Here is a 19,340-nt window from a genome sequence, read left to right as displayed (position 1 = left end):
GGAAGATCGTTCAGGCAATCCCGAGCCGACCGTAGCGACCCGCAGCGGCGCCCGCCCGCCCAGCGCCCACGACGGCCCCGACCCCGCTGACCGGCGGCGTCGGTCTCGGACGGGAGCGTCGGCACGGACCTCCGACGTGTGCCGATCTACACCCTCGTTTCGTCACTGGCGTTGTGCGGGGTGGTGGCGATCACCGCGGGCAGCGCCCTCGGACGAGGCGGCGAGCGGCGCTATCGGCAGGCGTCCGACCGGTCGTGACCGTGTGCCGTCACACGCGACCCAGAAATCTCGTCCGTTTCACCACTTTCGCCTCAAGTTCCCCACCGGTCACGCCGATCACACCTGCATGCCCGGCCGCACGGACGCAGCCGGGTAGCAAAGCCCCTTCCAAGGAGGAAAAACCGTGGGTCTGCGCGTCAACAACAACATCGCGGCGCTCAACGCGTACCGCAATCTGTCCGTCACCGACGGCCAGATGAGCAAGAGCCTGGAGAAGCTCTCCTCCGGGTTCCGCATCAACCGGGCCGCCGACGACGCGGCCGGGCTGGCGATCTCGGAGGGTCTGCGGTCGCAGATCGGTGGCCTGAAGGTCGCCGTTCGCAACACCCAGGACGGCATCTCGGTCGTGCAGACCGCTGAGGGTGCGCTCACCGAGACGCACAGCATCCTGCAGCGCATGCGCGACCTGTCGGTCCAGGCCAGCAACTCCGGCGGCGTCAACGCCGACGCCCAGAACGCCATCCAGTCGGAGATCGGCCAGCTCAAGTCCGAGCTGAACCGGATCAACGCCACGACGACGTTCAACGGCAAGAAGCTCCTGGACGGCAGCTTCCAGGCCCTCTTCCAGGTCGGCGCCAACGCCGGGGAGACCATCACGGTCAACATCGGCTCGCCCGGCATCGGCATGGACGCCGCCGGCCTGGGTGTCTCCGGGGTCAACGTGACCGGTGTGGGTGCGTTCACCAACGGCGCCGCCGCGGCCGGCCGGGTCACCACGACCAACGCCGGTGCGGCCGTGGCCGGCTCGCTGCTGTTCACCGAGCTCGCCGCCGGCGACGACTACCTCGACGCCACCGGCGCCGTGGCCGTCGCCTCGTTCGAGAAGCTCGACGGCACCATCAACTTCGGTGGCAAGAGCTTCGACCTCAGCTCGGTGGACTACAGCACCGCCACCACCGGTGCCCAGGCCCGCACCCTGCTGAACAACGCCGCCCAGGCCGCCCTGGGCCTGACCACCGGCCCGTTCGCCGCCGGTACGGCCACCACCATCACCTTCAGCGTCACCGAGGCCGTCGCCGGCTTCACCGGCGCCAACGGTTACGCGCTGGGCACCTCCGCCCAGCAGATCGCCTCGGCCACCCCGACCTTCACCGCCGCCAGCGGTGCCACCGCGGCGATCACCGCCCTCGACGCCGCGATCAAGAAGGTGTCGACCCAGCGGGCCGACCTGGGTGCCATCCAGAACCGGTTCGACCACACCATCAACAACCTCAACGTCGCGGTGGAGAACCTGACCGCCTCGGAGAGCCGCATCCGCGACGCCGACATGGCCCAGGAGATGGTCCAGTTCACCCGGAACCAGATCCTGTCCCAGGCCGGCACCGCCATGCTCGCGCAGGCCAACCAGGCCTCGCAGAGTATCCTGTCGCTGCTCCGCTGACCTCGGTCAGCTGAGCAGCTGAGGACGCGCAGTTCCTCAGCACCACCCCGGACGAGGGGGAGGCCTTCCGGCCTCCCCCTCGTTCACGTGCGCGGGGCGATCGGAACGTTCCGCGCCCGAGACGCGGCCACCGCACACGACCCGAGCAGCAGCCAGCCCTCCAGCGGGAGCGGCCGCGTGTCAGCGCGTGCGAGACGGCAGAACGGCAAGCGTCAGAAGGGCCAGCATGGCGACGAGCCAGCCGGCGAGGACGAACAGGTCGCCCAGGTGCAGCCCGTGGTGCTGGGAGACGGTCAGCAGCACCGGGCCGTCGTTGATGTACTGCCCGCTCAGCAGCAGGAAGGTGAACCCGGAGAGGACGCCCCCCACGACGAGCGCGCACAGCCGGCGGAGCACGGACCGGACGGTACTGCTGCCGCGTGATCACCGGTTCGGGGGCCACAGCAGGGGGAACGGCACCCCTCATGACCGACCCACAGCAGACACCGGACGTCGAGCAGCGCCTGGCCGAGGACCTCGACCCCGAACGGCACGCGGCGCCGTCCGAAGGGATCCCGCAGAACCTCGCCGGGGACGACGAGGCGGACGGCGACGCCCAGTAGGCGCCCCTGCCGGGGGCCACCGCGCCGAACGTGCGCCAGATGATCATCGGGTCCATGGACAGCGACCAGTTCTCCACGTAGTGGACGTCGATGCGGATCGACTCGTCCCAGGAGAGGTCCGACCGGTCGCTGACCTGCCAGAGCCCCGTCAGGCCGGGCTTCATCGACGAGGTGACGGCAGCACCGCCACGGTGTCGACCTCGTACTTCCGGACGACGTCCACCACATCGTCGGGACCGCCCAGCACCGGGAGACCGTCGGCTGCTGACTGCCCGCCCCCGTGGCGGGCAGGCAGCAGCCGACGACGCGGTAGCCGTACTGCGGTTGGCGGACGAGCTGGTCGTGCAGGGACGCGACGGCCGGTCCGCACCGCGCACGCGGAAGGAGGCCGGGCGCTCCGGCGCCGGGCGGAGCGGGAGCACCTGCTCCGTGGCTGAACTCATCTGACCGGTCCTTGCCGTGGTGCCGCTGAGGTCCCGCGACGGGCGCGAGGGTGCGAGAGGTGGGGACCTGCGCGGTCCCGGAGCGGGCGGCGACGGCCGTGCCCGCGGAGGCGACGTCCCGTGTGACGCCGCCCGACCGGCTCAGCCGGGGCTGGCTCCCGGGTCGTCGGCAGCCCCGACGACCGACCCGGCGAACCCGTCGCTCGTCGCGGTCGAGGACCCGTCGAGCAGGGCAGCGGTCCCGGAGTGGAGGACGGCGTGGCCGCCGTCGTCGTACTGCGCCTGGCCGGCCCCGTAGCCGAGGCCACCGGCCGCGGCCGACGCCGAGGAGTGGGCCGGCGCCGGCACGGGCAACGGCATGCCGCGCGGCGCGAGCGGCACGGGCGCGTCGGCCGGCGCGCTCGCGGGGGCCACCGCCTGCGTGACGGGCGGTGGCGCGGCCGCGGCGGTCGTGGCGCTCGCCGTGGCGGCCGCGTAGGGGTGCGCAACGGCGGCATCGGTGACCGCTGGCGGTGCGTCGAGGGGCGGGGTCGCCGGCGCGCAGAGGGCCGCGAGCGCCCTGAGGTCGGGCAGCACCGGGACCGCGGCCGGGTCGACGGCGGCCTCGACGGCGTCGGCTGCCGGCGCCACCGCTGCGTTCGTCGCCGGCGGGATCACGACCGGCTGCCCGGTCGCCACCGTCTCGGCGGCCGGGGCGGTCGGCGCCGGAACGAGGTCCGTCGTCGTCGCGGGCGCGGTGATCGATGGCGGCGGGGACTCCGGCTGCGGCGCGGGTGTCGGGGCGGGCGCGGGAACCGCGGTCGGTGTCGGTGCGGGAGGCGGTGTCGGTGCGGGAGCCGGTGCCGGGGGAGGAGCCGGTGCCGGGGGAGGAGCCGGTGCCGGGGCAGGAGCCGCCTCGGGTGACGGGGCCGGTGAGGAGGGCGGCGGGCTCGGGGCGGCGTCCGGCGCGGTCTCGGCCGGTGGGGTGACCGCGGCGCCGTCCGCGGGCGGTGGCGCGAGCGCTGCCGGCGGCACGGCGCACGGCGTGCCGGCCGCCGGGTCCGTGACGGGCTGCTGCGCCGAGGCCGGATCAGCGGCGGGCCCGCCTGCGCAGATCGGTGGCCCGCCGACGGGGACGTCGGCGCGCACCGCCTCGGCCGACGCGGCCAGGAGGGCCCAGAGCCCGACCAGGAGCGCGGCAACCAGGAGGAGCCGACGGTGCCACCGGGGCGCCGGCTGTCCAGCCAGGCCCGACGTCCTCACGCCGTCTCCGTCGATCACATCGGTCTCCGCTTTGCTCCGGAACCCCGGACCCTGTCGGGTGCCCGGGCAGCGGGCAACCTGTGACGTTGCGGCGGAGGCGGGACAGCGGACGAATTCGGCTCGGTGTCACCGATTGTGATCAGCCGCTCCGGATAGCGTGCCGAACAGCCGGATCACAGGTCCCGGCAGCAGTACACGGTGAGCTCGCGGCGCTTGCGGAAGACGAATTCGGTGACCGTCTCGCCCATCTCCCCGTCGTAGGCGACCTGCTGCGGGCCCGAGCGCGAGACGATCCGGACCTCCTCGGCGTCGAAGTGCCCGTAGCTGCGCGTGTGCTCGCTGACCCCGAGCAGGGTGGCGAGAACCGCACGCGTCCGCCCGAACCGCAGGTCGGCCCGGAGGTACTGCACGTCGAGCACGCCGTCCTCCAGACGCGGGCGCCAGGCGGGGGAGAGCCCCCGCGGGGTGTACCGGCAGTTGCCGATGAAGACGATCCAGACCCTCAGCGGGCGGTCGTTGACCACCAGCGACACCGGCGCCTGGGTGCGCAGGACCTCGGCGGCGGCCACGGTCAGGCCCAGCCACTTGCCCATGCGGCGCGAGAGCTGGTCGCGGCGGCGCACCATGTCCGGGTACGCCCCGATGCTGGCGGTGTTGAGGAACGGCGTCCCGTTGACGTCGGCGACGTCCACCCGCACCGCCTCGCCGGTGACCACGGCCTCGGCGGTGTCCTCCGGCGCCTCGAGGCCGACGTCCCGGACGAAGTGGTTGAGCGTGCCGGCGGCGAAGACGGCGAGGGGCAGGCCGTGGTCCAGGGCCACGGCCGCGGCCGCGGCGGCGCTGCCGTCACCGCCGGCGACGCCGAGCGCCCGGGCCCGACCGGAGCGGGCCGCCTCGCCGAGCAGGTCGGTGATGGTCGCGTCCGGCGTCGTCTCCAGGACCTCGGCCTTGGGCAGCACCCGGGCGATGTCGGCGGCCGGGTCGTAGTCCTCCGGGCCCGACCGGGGGTTGACCGCGACGACGAGGCCCGCGCCGTCGGGCAGCGCGGGCGCGTCGGAGGCGGTGCGCACCCGCGCGGGCCGGTTCGGGCGCCGCCGCCACCAGTGCTGGGTGGCCGCGGCGACGGCGCCGCCCACGGCGAGCCCCGCGACGACGTCCCCGGGGTAGTGCACGCCCACGTGGACCCGCGAGTAGCCGACGCCCAGTGCCACCGGCGCGAGCAGCGCGCCGGTCGCGGGGCTCTCCATCGCCACGCCGGTGACGAAGGCCGCCGCCGACGACGAGTGCCCGCTCGGGAAGGACAGGCTGCCGGGTTCGCGGCGCAGCCGGCGGTGCGTCTGCAGGTTCTCCAGGTCCGGGCGGACCCGGCCGAACAGCCGCTTGAGCACAGCGTTGACCACCGCGCTGGAGACGGCCATGGAGCCCAGCCCGCGGACGGCGCCGCGCCGCAGGTGTCCCTTCCTCGTGGCGAGCAGCGCGCCGATGACGATCCAGAGCTTGCCGTGGTCGGCGGACGTCGAGAGCCGGCGGAGGAAGCGGTCGGCGGGCGTCATGGGCAGCCGGCCGATGAAGGCGTGCAGCCGCCGGTCGGCGTCCCTGGCGAAGCGCACCGGCTCAGGCTTTCCGGCGGGCGCGGTAGGCGGCGACGGTCGAGCGGCTCGCGCAGGTGTTGGAGCAGTAGCGCCGGCTGGCGTTGCGGCTGGTGTCGACGTAGACGTTGCCGCAGCCCTCGGCCGCGCAGACCCCGAGCCGCTGCCAGCCGTGCTGGGTGACCACCTGCGCGATGCCCATGGCGACCGTCGTCGTCAGCTGCTCGAGCACCGGGGCGTCGGGGCGGGCGTAGTGCAGGTGCAGCTCGCCGTCGTGGTCGGTCGCGTAGGGGCGGGGCCGGGCCAGTGCCAGCAGCTCGTTGAGCCGGGTCAGGACGTCGTCCTGCGCGTCGGCGAGCGCGACGGCGCGGACCAGCTGCGCGGTCGTGGCGGCCCGGTGCGCCTCACCGGGCGAGAGGTCGAACGACGTGCCCGGCGTGAACCACTCCTCGTGGGAGCTCAGGAACACGCGTGCCCACTCCGGATCGGTGCGGTCGGAGTTCGCCAGTTCGATGGCGAGCTCGATCGCACCTGACCCGTAGGTGTCGTAATCCATATGACTCCCTACTGCGTGGGTGCTAGCCTCGGGACTATGTAGGTGGTCAACTGAGTTTGACCCCCTACGATTCCTTTCCCTGCAAGTTGTGAGACGAGTACTGACGTGCGTGCCTACGTGTCCGTGTGGCGGCTTCCCTCCGCCCCGGTGCTCCTGCTGGCCGGCTTCGCCGGGCGGCTCCCGTCCGCCATGGTCCCGCTGGCGCTGCTGCTCATGGTGCAGCAGCAGACCGGCTCCTACGCGATCGCCGGGCTCGCGTCAGCCACATTGGGGATCGCCTCGGCGATCATGGCGCCCGTGCTCGGCCGGCTGGCCGACCGGCGCGGGCCCCGCCCCATCCTGCTCACCCAGGCCGGTGCGTACCCGCTGCTGCTCGCGCTGCTGATCGCCGTCGTGCTGGGCTCCGGCGCGGTCTGGCTGGTCCTCGTGGCCTCGGCGCTGGCCGGCATGGCGACGCCGCTGGTCTCGGGGACCGTGCGGGCCCTGTGGTCGCGGGTCGACGCGCGGTTCCGCGGAACGGCGTTCGCGCTCGACGCCACGGCGACCGAGCTGGTGTTCGTGGTCGGGCCCTCGCTGGTCGCCGTCCTCGCGGTCGCGGCGACCCCGGCCCTGGCGGTCGGGCTGGCCGGCGTGCTGGCGCTGATCGGCGCGCTCGGCGTCGCGACGTCGCGGGCCACCCGGGCGTACGTGCCGGTCGCCGGGCCGCGCACCGGGATGTTCGCCACCGTGCGCGCCCCCGGCATGCCGCGGGTGCTGCTGAGCGGGTCGGCGCTGATGCTGGGCTTCGGCGCCCTCGAGGTGGCCATCCCCGCGTTCGCCGACGCGGCGGGGTCGCCGGGCCTCTCCGGGCTGCTGCTGGCGGTGTGGTCGCTGGGGTCGGTCGCCGGTGGTCTCTGGTTCGGCGCCCGCGTGCTGAGCACCTCGCTGCCGCGGCAGTACCGGCTGCTGCTGCTGGGCGTGACGATCGGGCTGGCGCCGCTGGCCTGGATCTCCAGCCCGTGGGCGCTGGGCGTGCTGCTCTTCCTGGGCGGCACCGCGATCGCCCCGACGCTGACCGTGCAGAACACCCTGGTGGGCTCGATCGCGCCCCAGCACGCGACCACCGAGGCGTTCACCTGGCTGTCGACGATCGCGGTGGGCGCGTCGGCCATCGGGGCGGCGCTCGGCGGTGCGCTGATCGAGGGCAGGTTCGGCGTCAGCGGCAGCCTCGCGCTGGCCGCGGCGGGTGCGGCCGTCGCCGTGGCGATCACGCTCGTGCCGGGTCGCCGTCCCTCGGTCCGGGTGGCCGGCCGCCGGGAGCCCGTCCCCGCCTGACCTGCCGCGAGATCTGCACACTCGCGGCCATCAGCAGCTGATGGTCACGAGTGTGCAGATCTCGCGGCGGGGGTGCGGCCCCTCGCGGAGGCGGGTCGAGGCCGCTGGTAGTCTCTTCCCTCGGTGGTTCCGAGGGGACTCGGACCCCGGGAGGCTTCGCCTAGTCCGGTCTATGGCGCCGCACTGCTAATGCGGTTTGGGTTAATCCCCATCCCGGGTTCAAATCCCGGAGCCTCCGCGCACGACCACAACTGAACACCGGCACCCGTAGCTCAACGGATAGAGCATCTGACTACGGATCAGAAGGTTAGGGGTTCGAATCCCTTCGGGTGCACGTCTGGTTGAGACACCGATCTGCCGCGCCGCCCCGACGGGGAGGCGCGGCAGATTCGTCTCCCAGCTCCTCCCCCGTTCGTGGTCGCGATCTTTGCGAAGCGGTGACGCGCCCAGCGTGGACGCCTTCCCGGACTTTGCCATCGCGTTACACCCCATCCGATCACGCACGACCGGTGCCGACCGTGGGCATGGTCGGTGGAAGGCCGGACCGAGCCGGCCGCACGCCGGCCGTCGTCCCGCGTTCGTCGAAGGAGTTGTGTGCCGCCCCGTTCGAGCACCGATGGTCTGCCGCTGCCCGGAGTCGAGGAAGTGCCGGCGACGGCCCGCCGCAGGCGGCGGCGCTGATGCAGCTCGTCGTGGCCGTGGTGAGTGCCGGTGCCCTCGTCGCTGGCCTGGCGCTGCCGTGGCTCGGCGGGGTCGCCAAGAGCGCCGACTACGCGGCCGACCTGTTCGACCCGGTCGAGGCCGAGCTCATCGACCGCACGCCGGCCGGCAACACGAGGATCCTCGCGGCCGACGGGTCGCTGATCACCGAGCTCTACCGGCGCAACCGGACCGTCGTGCCCAGCGACGCGATCGCCCCGGTGATGAAGGACGCTCTGGTCGCCATCGAGGACGCCCGGTTCTTCGAGCACGAGGGGGTCGACGGCCGGGGGATGGGACGGGCGCTCGTGCGGAACCTGCTCGCCGGAGACGTCGTGGAGGGCGGGTCGACCCTCACCCAGCAGCTGGTCAAGCAGATCCGGCTGCAGTCCGCCGACGTCGCGGAGGAGCGCGAGGCCGCGACCCAGAAGACCGTCGGCCGCAAGCTCGAGGAGGCCCGGATCGCCCTGGGTCTGGAGCGGAACTACACCAAGGACGAGATCCTCACCCGCTACCTGAACCGGGTGTACTTCGGCGCGGGCGCCTACGGGGTCCATGCCGCGGCCCAGACCTACTTCGACGTGCCGCCGGACGCGCTGACCCTCGCCCAGGCGGCGACGCTGGCCGGCCTGGTCCAGAGCCCCACGCACTACGACCCCTTCGTGGCTCCCGACCGGGCGACCACGCGGCGCGACGTCGTGATCGGCCGGATGCTCGAACTGGGGATGATCGACCGGTCGGCAGCCGCCGAAGCGCGGAGCGCCCCGGTGACGCTGCAGCCCGGGGCCCGCCCACCGCGCGGCTGCACCGAGGCGCGGATCGGCGGGTTCTTCTGCGACTACCTGCTGAGCCATCTCACCGGCGAGCTCGGCCTGAGCGCCGAGCAGCTGGAGACCGGCGGGCTGACCATCACGACGACCCTGCGCCCCGACGTCCAGCAGGCGGGCGACGCCGCGGTCCTCGCCACCCTCGCCATGGGCGATCCGCGGGCCGGCATCTACACCGCGATCCGGCCGGGGACGGGCCACGTCCTCGCCATGTCGGTCAACCGCGTCTACGGGCTGGACGAGCACGATCCGGCGCAGACCACGGTGAACCTCCATCGCGCCGCCGGTCAGGGTGCGGGGTCCACGTACAAGGTGTTCACGGCCGCTGCCGCCCTGGAGGCCGGATTCGGCCTCGAGCACGAGATCACGACGTCGGACCCGTACGTCTCCGAGGTCTACCGGGACGGTGACGGCCCCTACGACGTGGGCAACGCGGGGAGCTATCCGCGCACGCTGGACATGGAACGGGCGCTGTACATGTCGTCCAACACCTACTTCCTCGCGCTCGAGGACCAGCTCGGCAGCGTCGAAGGGCCCGTGCGCATGGCCCAGCGGCTGGGGTTGACCTCGCTCGACCCGGTGGCCGACAGGATCGTCGCGGAGAACCGGGGATCGTTCACGTTCGGCGCCGAGGCCACCAGCCCGCTGGCGCTGGCCAACGCCTACGCCACACTCGCCGCCAGCGGTAGCCGGTGCGAGCCCACACCCCTCATGAGCGTCGTGGACCGGTACGGCGAGCCGCTGGTCGATGACGAGGGTGTGCCGCTGGGCCAGCGCGAGCGCTGCGCCGAGGCCGTGAGACCCGAGGTCGCGAACACGCTCACCCAGGCCCTGCGCAAGGACGTCGAACCCGGGCACCCGGGGCAGACGGGTGCCCGCGCCCACGTCCCCGGCCACCAGATGGCCGGCAAGACCGGGACGACGCAGGACAACTACTCGATCGCCTTCGTCGGGTACACCCCCTACTTGGCCGCGAGCGTGATGGTCTACGACCCGGTGGCCAACCGGGACGTCGGCGGCTTCGGTGGCGGCAAGGCGGCCGCGATCTGGCACGACGCGGTGGCCCCGCTCATCGCCGGCGGGCCGGTCGTGCCCTTCCCTCCCGCGGACCCGCAGCTGGTCACCGGCACCATCACGGCCGTGCCCGCCGGCTGCTCCGGGATCGCCGGCGAGCGCTGCGTCGGTCTGCTGGCCGGATCGGGACTCACCGCCACCGTCGTCCCCGTGGACAGCGGGCGCCGCCCGGGCGTCGTGCTGGGCGTGGAGCCCGGGCCAGGGACTCCACTGCCGGCCGACTCGGTCGTGCGCGTGCTGGTGAGCAACGGCTCCGCCTGGACGCCGCCTCCGCCACCCCCGCCCGAGCCCACCGCGACGCCGACGTCGACGTCCACGCCACCATCGGCGCCCGAGCCGGCACCGGCACCCGAGCCGGCACCCGAGCCGGCACCGGCGCCCACGCCCACCCCGACTCCGGAGCCGACACCGGAGCCCACACCGGAACCGACACCGGAGCCCACACCGGAACCGACGCCGGAACCCACGCCCACCCCGACACCGGAGCCCACACCGGAACCGACGCCGGAACCCACGCCCACCCCGACACCGGAACCCACGCCGGAACCCACGCCCACCGCGGACGCCACCCCGTCCGAGCCGGAACCAGGGCCCGAGGACGAGACGGACTAGCTTCCGGGTCCAAACGAGACAGACGTCATGACGACTCGCCGGGATGAGGACCCCTCAAGGAAACATCGCGCGCGGACGATGGAAGGACCGTCCCGACCCGACAATCCCGAGGCTCTTCCCCATGCGTTTCGTGTTCCGTCCTTCTGCCGCCGGTGCGGTCGAGCTCCTCGGGCTGCCCTGGAGCGAGCCCCTGGAGGAATGGCGGGACGACGCCCTGATGACGGTGCCGCAGCGCGGCATCTCGCGGCACGTGGTGCGGTTCATCGCCTCCGAGGGCGCGGTCTACGCCCTCAAGGAGCTCGACGAGCGCCTGGCCCGCCGCGAGTACCAGCTGCTCGGCGACTTCGCCGAGGAGGGGCTGCCCGCAGTCGAGGCGCTGGGCATCTGCGTCGAGCGTCCCGACGACCTGCCGGCGATCCTGGTGACCCGGTTCCTCGAGTACTCGATGTCCTACCGCTACGTGTTCTCGCGGCCCGGCGCCGAGGCCCCCGGCAGGCTGATCGACACGATGGCCGAACTCCTCGTGCGCCTGCACCTGGCCGGCATCTTCTGGGGCGACTGCTCGCTGTCCAACACCCTCTTCCTCCCCGATGCCGGGACGATGTCGGCCTACCTGGTCGACGCCGAGACCGTGGAGCGGCACCCGTCGTTGTCCGACGGTCAGCGCGGCTACGACCTCGACCTGGCCACCGAGCGCGTCGCCGCCGAGCTGATGGACCTCGCGGCCGGAGGCCTGCTGCCCGACGACGTCGACCCGATCGAGCTCGCCGCAGCCCTGCGCGACACCTACGAGACGCTGTGGGCCGAGGTCACCTGCGAGGAGCACCTCCCGGCCGAGCAGTCGGGCGACCGCGTGGTCGAGCGGGTGCGCCGGCTCGGCGACCTCGGCTTCGACGCCGGCGAGGTCGAGCTGACCACCTCACCGCAGGGCGCCCGCCTCAAGGTGCAGACCAGCGTCGGCGAACCCGGCCGTCACCGCCACGAGCTCTTCCGGCTCACCGGGCTCGAGGTGCAGGAGCACCAGGCGCGCCGGCTGCTCGACGACCTGGCCGGCTACCGGGCGTGGCTCGAGCAGCGCGACGGCGTCGCCCTCTCGGACATCGTCGCCGGGCACCGCTGGGTCGCCGAGATCTACTCACCGGTCGTCGACGCCATCCCCTCCCATCTGGCCGGTCGGCTGGCGCCGCCGGAGGTGTTCCACGAGATCCTCGAGCACCGGTGGTTCCTCTCCGAGGCCGCCGGCGGCGACGTGGGGACGGCGGAGGCCGCGGCGTCCTACTTCGCCGACGTCCTGCCGCTGACGCCCAAGGAGTTCACCACCCCGTCGGTGATGGCTGCCGAACTGTTGTAGATCCAGGCCGCGCGCGCGTCGGCCACATGCCAGAGTGAGCGGGGTACCGAGCATCGGGGGTGCACCGTGCGCTTCCTCTTCCGCCCACCTGCCGACGAGGCCGCCGGACTGCTCGCCCTGCCCTGGGGCGAGCCGCTCGAGGAGTGGCCCGACGACCAGCTGCTCGAGGTGCCCCAGCGCGGCATCTCGCGGCACGTCGTCCGGTTCGCCGCCTCCGACAGCACGGTGTACGCGCTCAAGGAGATCGACGAGCGGCTGGCCCGCCACGAGTACGCGATGCTCACCGACTTCGAGGCCGAAGGCCTGCCCACCGTCTCGGTGCTCGGCATCTGCGTCGACCGGCCGAACGACCTGCCGGCGATCCTGGTGACCCGGTTCCTCGAGTACTCGATGTCCTACCGCTACCTGTTCTCGATGCGCCGCGTCGACCACACCAGCGAGCAGCTCATCGACACGCTGGTCGAGCTCCTGGTCCGGCTGCACCTGGCGGGCATCTTCTGGGGTGACTGCTCGCTGTCCAACACGCTGTTCCGGCCCGACGCCGGCTCGATCGCCGCCTACCTGGTGGACGCCGAGACCGTGGAGCGGCACCCCTCGCTCTCACCCGGCCAGCGCCGGTACGACGTCGAGCTGGCCACCGAGCGCGTCGCGGCAGAGCTCATGGATCTCGAGATCGGCGGCCTGCTGCCCGACGACATCGACCCGATCGAGATGGCCACCGTCCTCCCGCAGCGCTACGAGGCCCTGTGGGACGAGGTCACCCGCGAGGAGGTCCTCCGGCCCGAGGAGCAGCGCTACCGCATCGCCGACCGGCTGCAGCGGCTCAACGAGCTCGGCTTCGCCGTCGAGGAGGTCGAGCTGGTCAGCTGTCCCGACGGCGGCGTGAAACTCAAGGTGCACACCCGGGTCGCGGAGTCCGGCCAGCACCGCCGCGAGTTCTTCCGGCTCACCGGGCTCGAGGTGGGCGAGCAGCAGGCCCGCCGCCTGCTCAACGACCTGCGCAGCTTCCGGGCCTGGCTCGAGCAGCGTGACGGCCGGATGGTGCCCGACACCGTGGCCGGTCACCGCTGGGTCGCCGAGGTGTACCAGCCGGTCGTCGAGGCGATCCCGCGGGATCTGGCCGGCCGGCTGGCGCCGCCCGAGATCTTCCACGAGATCCTCGAGCACCGGTGGTTCCTGTCCGAGCAGGCCGGCCGCGATGTCGGGACGACGGCCGCCGCGCGCTCCTACTTCGCGACCGTGCTGCCGCAGACGCCCAAGGAGATGACCACGCCTTCGGTGGCGGCCGGCGGACTCACCTGACGGCCCGCCGCCGCAGGACCGTCCCCCTGGACAGCGTCCCTGCCTGACCGTTTCACTGTGCTGGAACGATTCTGCTGATCCAGGTCGCGTCCTTCGGCCCTGTCTCCAGGGGTCGGCGGCCGTGCTGAGCCGTTGCGGAGCCGTGTGCGATGACGCCGTCCTACCTCTCGCTGCCGCACCATGACGGCTCCGCCGCCCACGTGCCGGACGACGCCCCGGAGCTCGGGGGCACCGCCACGGTCTTCGTGCGCGTGCCGCACGACGACGGCGCGAGCGACGTGCACGTGCGGTCGACGCCGGATGCCGAGGCGGAGATGTGGCCCGGAGTCGTGGACCGGAAGACCGACACCGAGACCTGGTGGCGTTGCGAGGTGCCGGTGCGCAATCCGGGCACCCACTACCGGTTCCTCCTGCAGGGCGGGCCACGTGGGTACCGGTGGCTCACCGGGACGGGGCTGCACCCGCACGAGGTGTCCGACGCCTACGACTTCACCTTCACGACGCCGCCCGGGCCGCCAGAGTGGGCGCGGGACGCGTTCGTCTACCAGATCTTCCCGGACCGGTTCGCCCGGTCCCCGGCCGCCGACGCGCGGTCGGTGCCGCACTGGGCGGTTCCGGCCGCGTGGGACGACCCGGTCGACTCCCTCGGGCCCACGGTGGCCACCCAGTTCTACGGCGGGGACCTCGACGGTGTCACCGCGCACCTCGACCACATCGCCGACGTCGGCGCCGACACCGTCTACCTGACGCCGTTCTTCCCGGCCGAGTCCAATCACCGGTACAACGCCACCGACTTCGCCGTCGTCGACCCGCTTCTGGGCGGCGAGGACGCACTCGTGCGGCTGTCCGATGCGGTGCACCGCCGCGGCATGCGCCTGCTCGGGGACCTCACCACCAACCACTCCGGCGACACGCACGAGTGGTTCCGCACGGCGATGTCCGACCGCCGCGCGGTGGAACGGGAGTTCTACTACTTCGCCGGCCCCGACTCGGACGAGTACGAGGCCTGGCTCGGGTACGAGACGCTGCCCAAATTCCGGTTCGCCTCGGCGGAGCTGCGACGCCGGTTGCTCGAAGGGCCGACGAGCATCGCCGGCCGTTGGCTGCAGCCGCCCTTCGCCCTGGACGGATGGCGCGTCGACGTCGGGCACATGACCGGACGCCGGCTGGCCGACGACTTCAACGCCGACGTCACCCGTGCCCTCCGGCGAACGCTGGCCGACACCGGCCGCGACCCACTGCTGCTCGCCGAGCACAGTTTCGACGCCAGCGGCGACCTCGGGCCCGACGGCTGGCACGCAGTGATGGACTACGCCACCTTCACGACCCCCATCCGGTCGTGGCTGCGCGATCCGGACACCGACGAGCACCGGCACCCCGGCCTCCCTCCGCTGGTGCCCCGGCTGCCCGCGGAGTCGGCGGCGGCCACGATGCGCGAGCACGTGGCGCGGCGGCCGTGGCGGGCGACCGCGACGTCCTGGTCGATCCTCTCCAGTCACGACACCGCCCGGATACGGACGATCGTCCGGACGCGGGAACTGCACGAGGTCGCCGCCGGGCTGGTCTTCACCATGCTGGGTGCGCCGATGGTGTTCGCCGGTGACGAGATCGGTCTGACGGGGACTTTCGGAGAGGACGCCCGGACGCCCTTCCCGTGGCAGCGCGAGGACACCTGGGACCGCCACACGCTGGACGCCTACCGATCCCTCGCGGCCCTGCGTCGCGGCTCGCCGGCCCTCCGTCGGGGCGGGCTGCGCTGGGTGGTCGCGCAGGGCGACACCCTCGCTTTCCTGCGCGAGGCGCCCGAGGAACGGCTGCTCGTCCTCGCTCAGCGGTCGTCGGCCGACCCGGTCAGCGTCCCCGCCGCCGGACTGGGGCTGGGCGGCGAGGCGCCGAACGTCTTCGGTGGCGCGCCCGCGCTCGTGTCACGGGAGGGGGCCGTCGCCCTTCCGGGGGACGGCCCGACGTTCCAGGTCTGGCGACTGTCCTGAGCCCGGCCGCCGGTCAGCCCGGGGGAGCGATGGACTCGCGCAGGCGGACCGGCATCGGCACCCGGAGCTCCGTGTCGGTCAGGTCGACGTCGGACAGCAGGAGCTCGACGGCCGCCGTGGCGAGTTCCCGGTGCGGCAGCGCGATGCTGGACAGCGGCGGCTGCAGCCAGACCGCCATGTCGGAGTCGTCGAAGGACACCACCGACGCGTCGGCCGGGACCGATCGCCCCCTCGCGGTCAGGGCCTGGTAGACCCCGAGCGCGACCCGGTCGTTCATGCAGATCACTGCTGCGGGGCGGGTGCCGGCGTCCAGGAGGGCGCCGAACTGCTCGTAGGCCGACTCGGGCCACCAGGTGCAGGGCACCGTGCCGGCCAGTGCGACGCCCGCCTCGTCCAGCACCTCGTGGATCCCGGCCGTGCGCTCCATGCCGGCGATGACCAGCTGGTCCGGCTCGCCCGCCAGCCAGATGCCGTCGCGGTACCCCGCATCCAGCAGAGCGCGCGCGGCGTCGCGTCCGGCCGCGCGCTCGTCGGGCACCACCGCCGGGCAGCCGCTCCCCGGCGCGCGGCAGTTGAGCAGCACCACGCGCTCCGAGCGGAGCTCGGCAGGCAGTTCGACGTCCCGGGTGAACATGCTCGCGTAGAGGTAGGCGTCCACGTGCCGGTCCGCGAGCTCGCCGAGCAGCTGCGCCTCGAGCTCCGGGTCCTCCTCTGTCTCGCAGACGAAGAGCAGGTAACCGCGCTCCGCGGCGGCCGCGAGGGCCCCGTAGATGAGGCCGCCGGCGTAGGCGTCGGTCGCGACGGTGTCGGTGATCAGGGCGATCGTGCGGGTGACCCGGGTGCGCAGGCCTCGGGCCATCAGGTTGGGTCGGTACCGCAGTTCGTTGGCCGCCCGCATGACCCGCCGACGGGTCTCCTCGGCGATCCGCATGTCCCGGTCGCGTCCCGTGAGCACGTAGTGCGCGGTCGTCCGGGACGTGCCGGCGCGGTCGGCGACGTCCTGCAGGGTCACCCGGCTGGGCACGCGTCGGAGTGTCTCACCACCTGTCCGGCGAGCGCCCGGACGGCCCCGACCCGTCGCGCGGGCGGGCCTGTTGACAGGGCGGTACCCGAGGGCCTGTACTGCTGCTGAATCCGTCCAGCAGTGACCTACATCACTCGACTCCCGGTCGAGACCGTCACTGCCGGACGGCGAGGGGGTTCGCATGCTCAGCGGAGGCCGTGCCCTCGGAGGCACGCTGATGGCCGGGGTGCTGCTGCTCAGCGCCTGTGGCTCCTCGGGCGCCGGGGGCGCACCGGGATCAGCGGGCCACCTGCTCGTGTGGATGGGCACCGGCTCGGGTGGGGAGGCGGCCCAGAAGGTCGCCGCGGGGTTCGGCGAGGAGTTGGGCGTCGACATCACCGTCGACCTCGTCCCCGGCGAGAACCTGCAGACCAACTTCGTCACCTCCGCGCAGGGCGGGAACCCGCCCGATGTCGTGTGCGGCGCACACGACTGGATCGGCAACCTGGTCCAGAACGGCACCATCGACCCGATCCTGCTGACCGACGAGCAACGGGAGGCGTTCCAGGAGAAGGCGATCGAGGCCGTGACCTACAACGGCCAGCTGTACGGCATCCCCTTCACCATGAACAACATCGTGCTGTTCCGGAACACGGCGCTCGTACCCGAGGCGCCGGAGACCATCGAGGAACTCGTGGCCGTCGGCCAGGAGCTGGTCGCTTCGGGACGGGTCAGCGAGGTGCTCGCGTATCCGGTCAGCAACGTCGGCAACCCGTACTTCATCCAGCCGCTGTACACCTCCGGCGGCGGCTACGTCTTCGGTCAGGAACCCGACGGCGGATTCGACCCCTCGGACCTGGGGGTGGGCGCGCCAGGTTCGATCGAGGCGTACGAGAAGATCGCCGCCCTGGGCGAGCGGGGTGCCCGCGTGCTGAAGCGCTCGATCGGCGGCGACAACGCGCTGAGCCTGTTCCTCGAGGGCGAGACGGCCTTCCTCGTCGAAGGGCCGTGGCAGCTGCCGCCGTTGACCGGCAGCGGCATCGACTTCGACGTCTCGCCGGTTCCGGGCTTCGCCGACGGCGACACCGCATCACCGTTCATCACCGTGGACGCCTGCTACGTGGCCAGCGGCGGGGGAACAAGACGCTGGCCCAGGAGTTCGTCGCCAACTTCTGGGGTGGGCCGGACGCCCAGGAGGCGTACTTCGAGGGGGCACAGGCCGTGCCCGCGTCGATCGAGGTCCTCGAGCGGATCCGGGCCGACAACCCCCAGGTCGCCAAGGCGGCCGACGTCGGCGCCGCATTCGGCCAGATCATGCCGAGCATCCCGGAGATGGCCGCGATCTGGGCCCCCCTCGGGCAGGCCGAGGCTGCCGTCATCGCCGGCGCGGATCCGGCATCGACCCTCACCGCGGCAGGCACCGCCATCCGGCAGGCGATCGGCTAGTGACCACACCCATTTCCGGAGCTCTCTGACCGAGGGAGATCGACATGGCAGGCTCGACGATCGAGCGGCCGGCCGCGACGACCACCGCCCCACCCGCCGCTCCGAGGAGACCCGGCCTGGGCCTGGGGGCGGACGGCACCGGCAGTCCCCTCGGGCTCGTGCTGAAGATCGTCGCCCTCGGACTGCTGGCCGCGGTCGCCGTGTGGGGCGCGCTGCCGCTGATCCGGACGGAGAACTGGATCGGTCTGGCGATCCTGGTCGCGGTGACGCTCTTCGCCTTCTACGTCTACCTCTCGCCCCGCCAGATCCCGCTCAAGTACCTGCTCCCGGGCACGATCTTCCTGATCGTCTTCCAGATCCTGCCGGTGATCTACACGATCTCGACCGCCTTCACGAATTTCAGCGACGGCCACCGAGGGGACAAGGACGCGGCGATCGCCGCCATCGAGGGCGCCTCGGTGCAGCAGATCGAGGGCTCCACCCCGTACGTCCTGACGATCGCGACCAGCGGCGACGCCTCGTCGGGCGACATCGTGTTCCTGCTCGCCGACCCGGCGACCGACGACCTGTTCGTCGGCACGGCCGACGGCCTGCGCGACCTGACCGCGTCGGGTGTCGAGCAGGACCCGGACGGGAAGATCACCGCGGCGGACACCTACACGGTGCTCGAGATCGACGAGATCGCCGCCCGCCAGGACGACATCACCACGTTCAGCGTGCCGACCGACGACGGTGCGATCGTGAGCCAGGGCGTCTCGCAGGCCTTCGAGGGCGCACCGCTGCGGACCTACGACAGCGGTTGCGACTGCATCACCGACGAGACCACCGGCACGGTCTGGACGGCGGACGACGAGAACGGGTCGTTCGTGGACGAGGAGGGCAACGCCCTCGCGCAGGGCTGGCAGGTCGGAGTCGGCTTCCGGAACTTCGGCAAGGCGCTCACCGACGAGACGATCCGCGGCTCGTTCCTGCGAATCGTGCTGTGGAACTTCGCCTTCGCGATCGGGACCGTCGCCATCACGTTCGGGCTCGGGCTGCTCGTGGCCATCGCGCTGAACAACCCGCTGCTGAAGCGCAAGTCCATCTACCGGTCCCTGATCATCCTCCCGTACGCGATGCCGGCGGTGGCCATGTACCTGGTCTGGCGGGAGATGTTCAACACCGACTTCGGGCTGATCAACCGGATGCTCGGCATCGAGTTCAACTGGTTCGGCAACACCGCCAGCTCGATGATCGCCATCCTCCTGGTACAGCTGTGGCTCGGTTACAACTACATGTTCCTGGTCATCACCGGCGCCCTCCAGTCCATCCCGGCCGATCTCACCGAGGCCGCGGGCGTGGACGGGGCCAGGCCGTTCTACGCATTCCGCACCATCACGTTCCCGCTGCTCCTGGTTGCCCTCGCGCCGCTGCTCATCGCCTCGTTCGCGTTCAACTTCAACAACTTCTCGGCCATCTACCTCGTCAGCGGCGGAGCGCCCTTCTCGCCGGACAACCCGGCGGCCGGCGGCACCGACATCCTCATCACCTACACCTACCGACTCGCCTTCGGCGGGTCGGGCGCGGACTACGGCTTCGCGGCGGCGATCTCCTGCTTCTCTTCCTGATCGTCGCGGTCTTCTCGATCAT

General features: G+C 72.4%; 14 protein-coding genes, 2 tRNA genes and 2 pseudogenes. 12 read left to right on the top strand and 6 right to left on the bottom strand.

Annotated features, from left to right (window positions below; all coding sequences use genetic code 11):
• The first annotated feature begins 403 nt into the window (after positions 1-403).
• Positions 404-1,660, top strand: coding sequence for a flagellin N-terminal helical domain-containing protein (locus MVA48_RS23780; RefSeq protein WP_305852260.1), 1,257 nt, complete (start codon positions 404-406; stop codon positions 1,658-1,660).
• Between the two features lie 180 nt (positions 1,661-1,840).
• Here MVA48_RS23780 and MVA48_RS14350 read toward each other — a convergent pair whose 3' ends face one another.
• The gene (locus MVA48_RS14350; RefSeq protein ID WP_246981341.1) at positions 1,841-2,056 is read right to left on the bottom strand and encodes a hypothetical protein; all 216 of its coding nucleotides are present in this window, start codon (positions 2,054-2,056) and stop codon (positions 1,841-1,843) included.
• Positions 2,057-2,124: 68 nt separating this feature from the next.
• Between MVA48_RS14350 and MVA48_RS14345 the strand changes: the two genes are divergently transcribed.
• Complete coding sequence (locus MVA48_RS14345; protein ID WP_246981340.1) at positions 2,125-2,262, top strand: hypothetical protein; 138 nt, start codon at positions 2,125-2,127, stop codon at positions 2,260-2,262.
• A gap of 77 nt (positions 2,263-2,339) precedes the next feature.
• On the opposite strand, the pseudogene MVA48_RS24240 reads toward MVA48_RS14345, so the two are convergent.
• The 4 genes and pseudogenes from MVA48_RS24240 to MVA48_RS14325 form a co-directional block, all read right to left on the bottom strand.
• Positions 2,340-2,426: pseudogene (locus tag MVA48_RS24240) on the bottom strand (sugar transferase); the annotation flags it as partial.
• 420 nt (positions 2,427-2,846) lie between these two features.
• The gene (locus MVA48_RS14335; RefSeq protein WP_246981338.1) at positions 2,847-3,947 is read right to left on the bottom strand and encodes a hypothetical protein; all 1,101 of its coding nucleotides are present in this window, start codon (positions 3,945-3,947) and stop codon (positions 2,847-2,849) included.
• 173 nt (positions 3,948-4,120) lie between these two features.
• Positions 4,121-5,557: a phosphatase PAP2 family protein gene (locus MVA48_RS14330; RefSeq protein WP_246981337.1), complete on the bottom strand. Its 1,437-nt coding sequence runs from the start codon at positions 5,555-5,557 to the stop codon at positions 4,121-4,123.
• Between the two features lie 4 nt (positions 5,558-5,561).
• Positions 5,562-6,092 carry a CGNR zinc finger domain-containing protein gene (locus tag MVA48_RS14325; RefSeq protein WP_246981336.1) on the bottom strand — a complete coding sequence of 177 codons (531 nt, stop codon included), beginning with the start codon at positions 6,090-6,092 and terminating at the stop codon, positions 5,562-5,564.
• A gap of 105 nt (positions 6,093-6,197) precedes the next feature.
• On the opposite strand from MVA48_RS14325, the gene MVA48_RS14320 reads away from it, so the two are divergent.
• From MVA48_RS14320 to MVA48_RS14290, 7 genes are all read left to right on the top strand, one after another.
• A complete protein-coding gene (locus tag MVA48_RS14320; RefSeq protein ID WP_246981335.1) occupies positions 6,198-7,406 on the top strand; it encodes an MFS transporter in 1,209 nt (402 codons plus the stop codon).
• A gap of 149 nt (positions 7,407-7,555) precedes the next feature.
• Positions 7,556-7,644: transfer RNA gene (locus MVA48_RS14315), tRNA-Ser, on the top strand.
• Positions 7,645-7,667: 23 nt separating this feature from the next.
• A tRNA-Arg gene (locus MVA48_RS14310) sits at positions 7,668-7,740 on the top strand.
• Positions 7,741-8,086: 346 nt separating this feature from the next.
• Positions 8,087-10,618, top strand: a complete 2,532-nt coding sequence (locus MVA48_RS14305; protein ID WP_246981334.1) for a transglycosylase domain-containing protein — start codon at positions 8,087-8,089, stop codon at positions 10,616-10,618.
• 121 nt (positions 10,619-10,739) lie between these two features.
• A complete protein-coding gene (locus MVA48_RS14300) occupies positions 10,740-11,969 on the top strand; it encodes a DUF4032 domain-containing protein (protein ID WP_246981333.1) in 1,230 nt (409 codons plus the stop codon).
• Positions 11,970-12,035: 66 nt separating this feature from the next.
• Complete coding sequence (locus tag MVA48_RS14295) at positions 12,036-13,271, top strand: DUF4032 domain-containing protein (RefSeq protein WP_246981332.1); 1,236 nt, start codon at positions 12,036-12,038, stop codon at positions 13,269-13,271.
• Positions 13,272-13,420: 149 nt separating this feature from the next.
• Complete coding sequence (locus MVA48_RS14290; protein WP_246981331.1) at positions 13,421-15,262, top strand: glycoside hydrolase family 13 protein; 1,842 nt, start codon at positions 13,421-13,423, stop codon at positions 15,260-15,262.
• A 13-nt stretch (positions 15,263-15,275) separates the two neighbouring features.
• On the opposite strand, the gene MVA48_RS14285 is transcribed toward MVA48_RS14290, so the two are convergent.
• The gene (locus MVA48_RS14285; RefSeq protein ID WP_246981330.1) at positions 15,276-16,286 is read right to left on the bottom strand and encodes a LacI family DNA-binding transcriptional regulator; all 1,011 of its coding nucleotides are present in this window, start codon (positions 16,284-16,286) and stop codon (positions 15,276-15,278) included.
• A gap of 181 nt (positions 16,287-16,467) precedes the next feature.
• Here MVA48_RS14285 and MVA48_RS24235 point away from each other — a divergent pair.
• The 3 genes and pseudogenes from MVA48_RS24235 to MVA48_RS14270 all read left to right on the top strand — a co-directional run.
• A pseudogene (locus MVA48_RS24235) lies at positions 16,468-17,337 on the top strand (sugar ABC transporter substrate-binding protein); the annotation flags it as partial.
• Entirely contained in the window at positions 17,274-17,711 is a 438-nt protein-coding gene (locus tag MVA48_RS14275; protein WP_246981328.1) for a hypothetical protein, read from the top strand. The pseudogene MVA48_RS24235 and the gene MVA48_RS14275, both read left to right, overlap by 64 nt.
• A gap of 44 nt (positions 17,712-17,755) precedes the next feature.
• A complete protein-coding gene (locus MVA48_RS14270) occupies positions 17,756-19,318 on the top strand; it encodes an ABC transporter permease subunit (protein ID WP_246981327.1) in 1,563 nt (520 codons plus the stop codon).
• Positions 19,319-19,340 lie beyond the last annotated feature (22 nt).

Source organism: Blastococcus sp. PRF04-17 (assembly GCF_023016265.1).
In the GTDB taxonomy this organism is placed as follows: domain Bacteria; phylum Actinomycetota; class Actinomycetes; order Mycobacteriales; family Geodermatophilaceae; genus Blastococcus_B.
The sequence above is the reverse complement of the archived record's forward strand: the minus strand, read 5'-3'. Positions and strand labels throughout refer to the sequence as shown.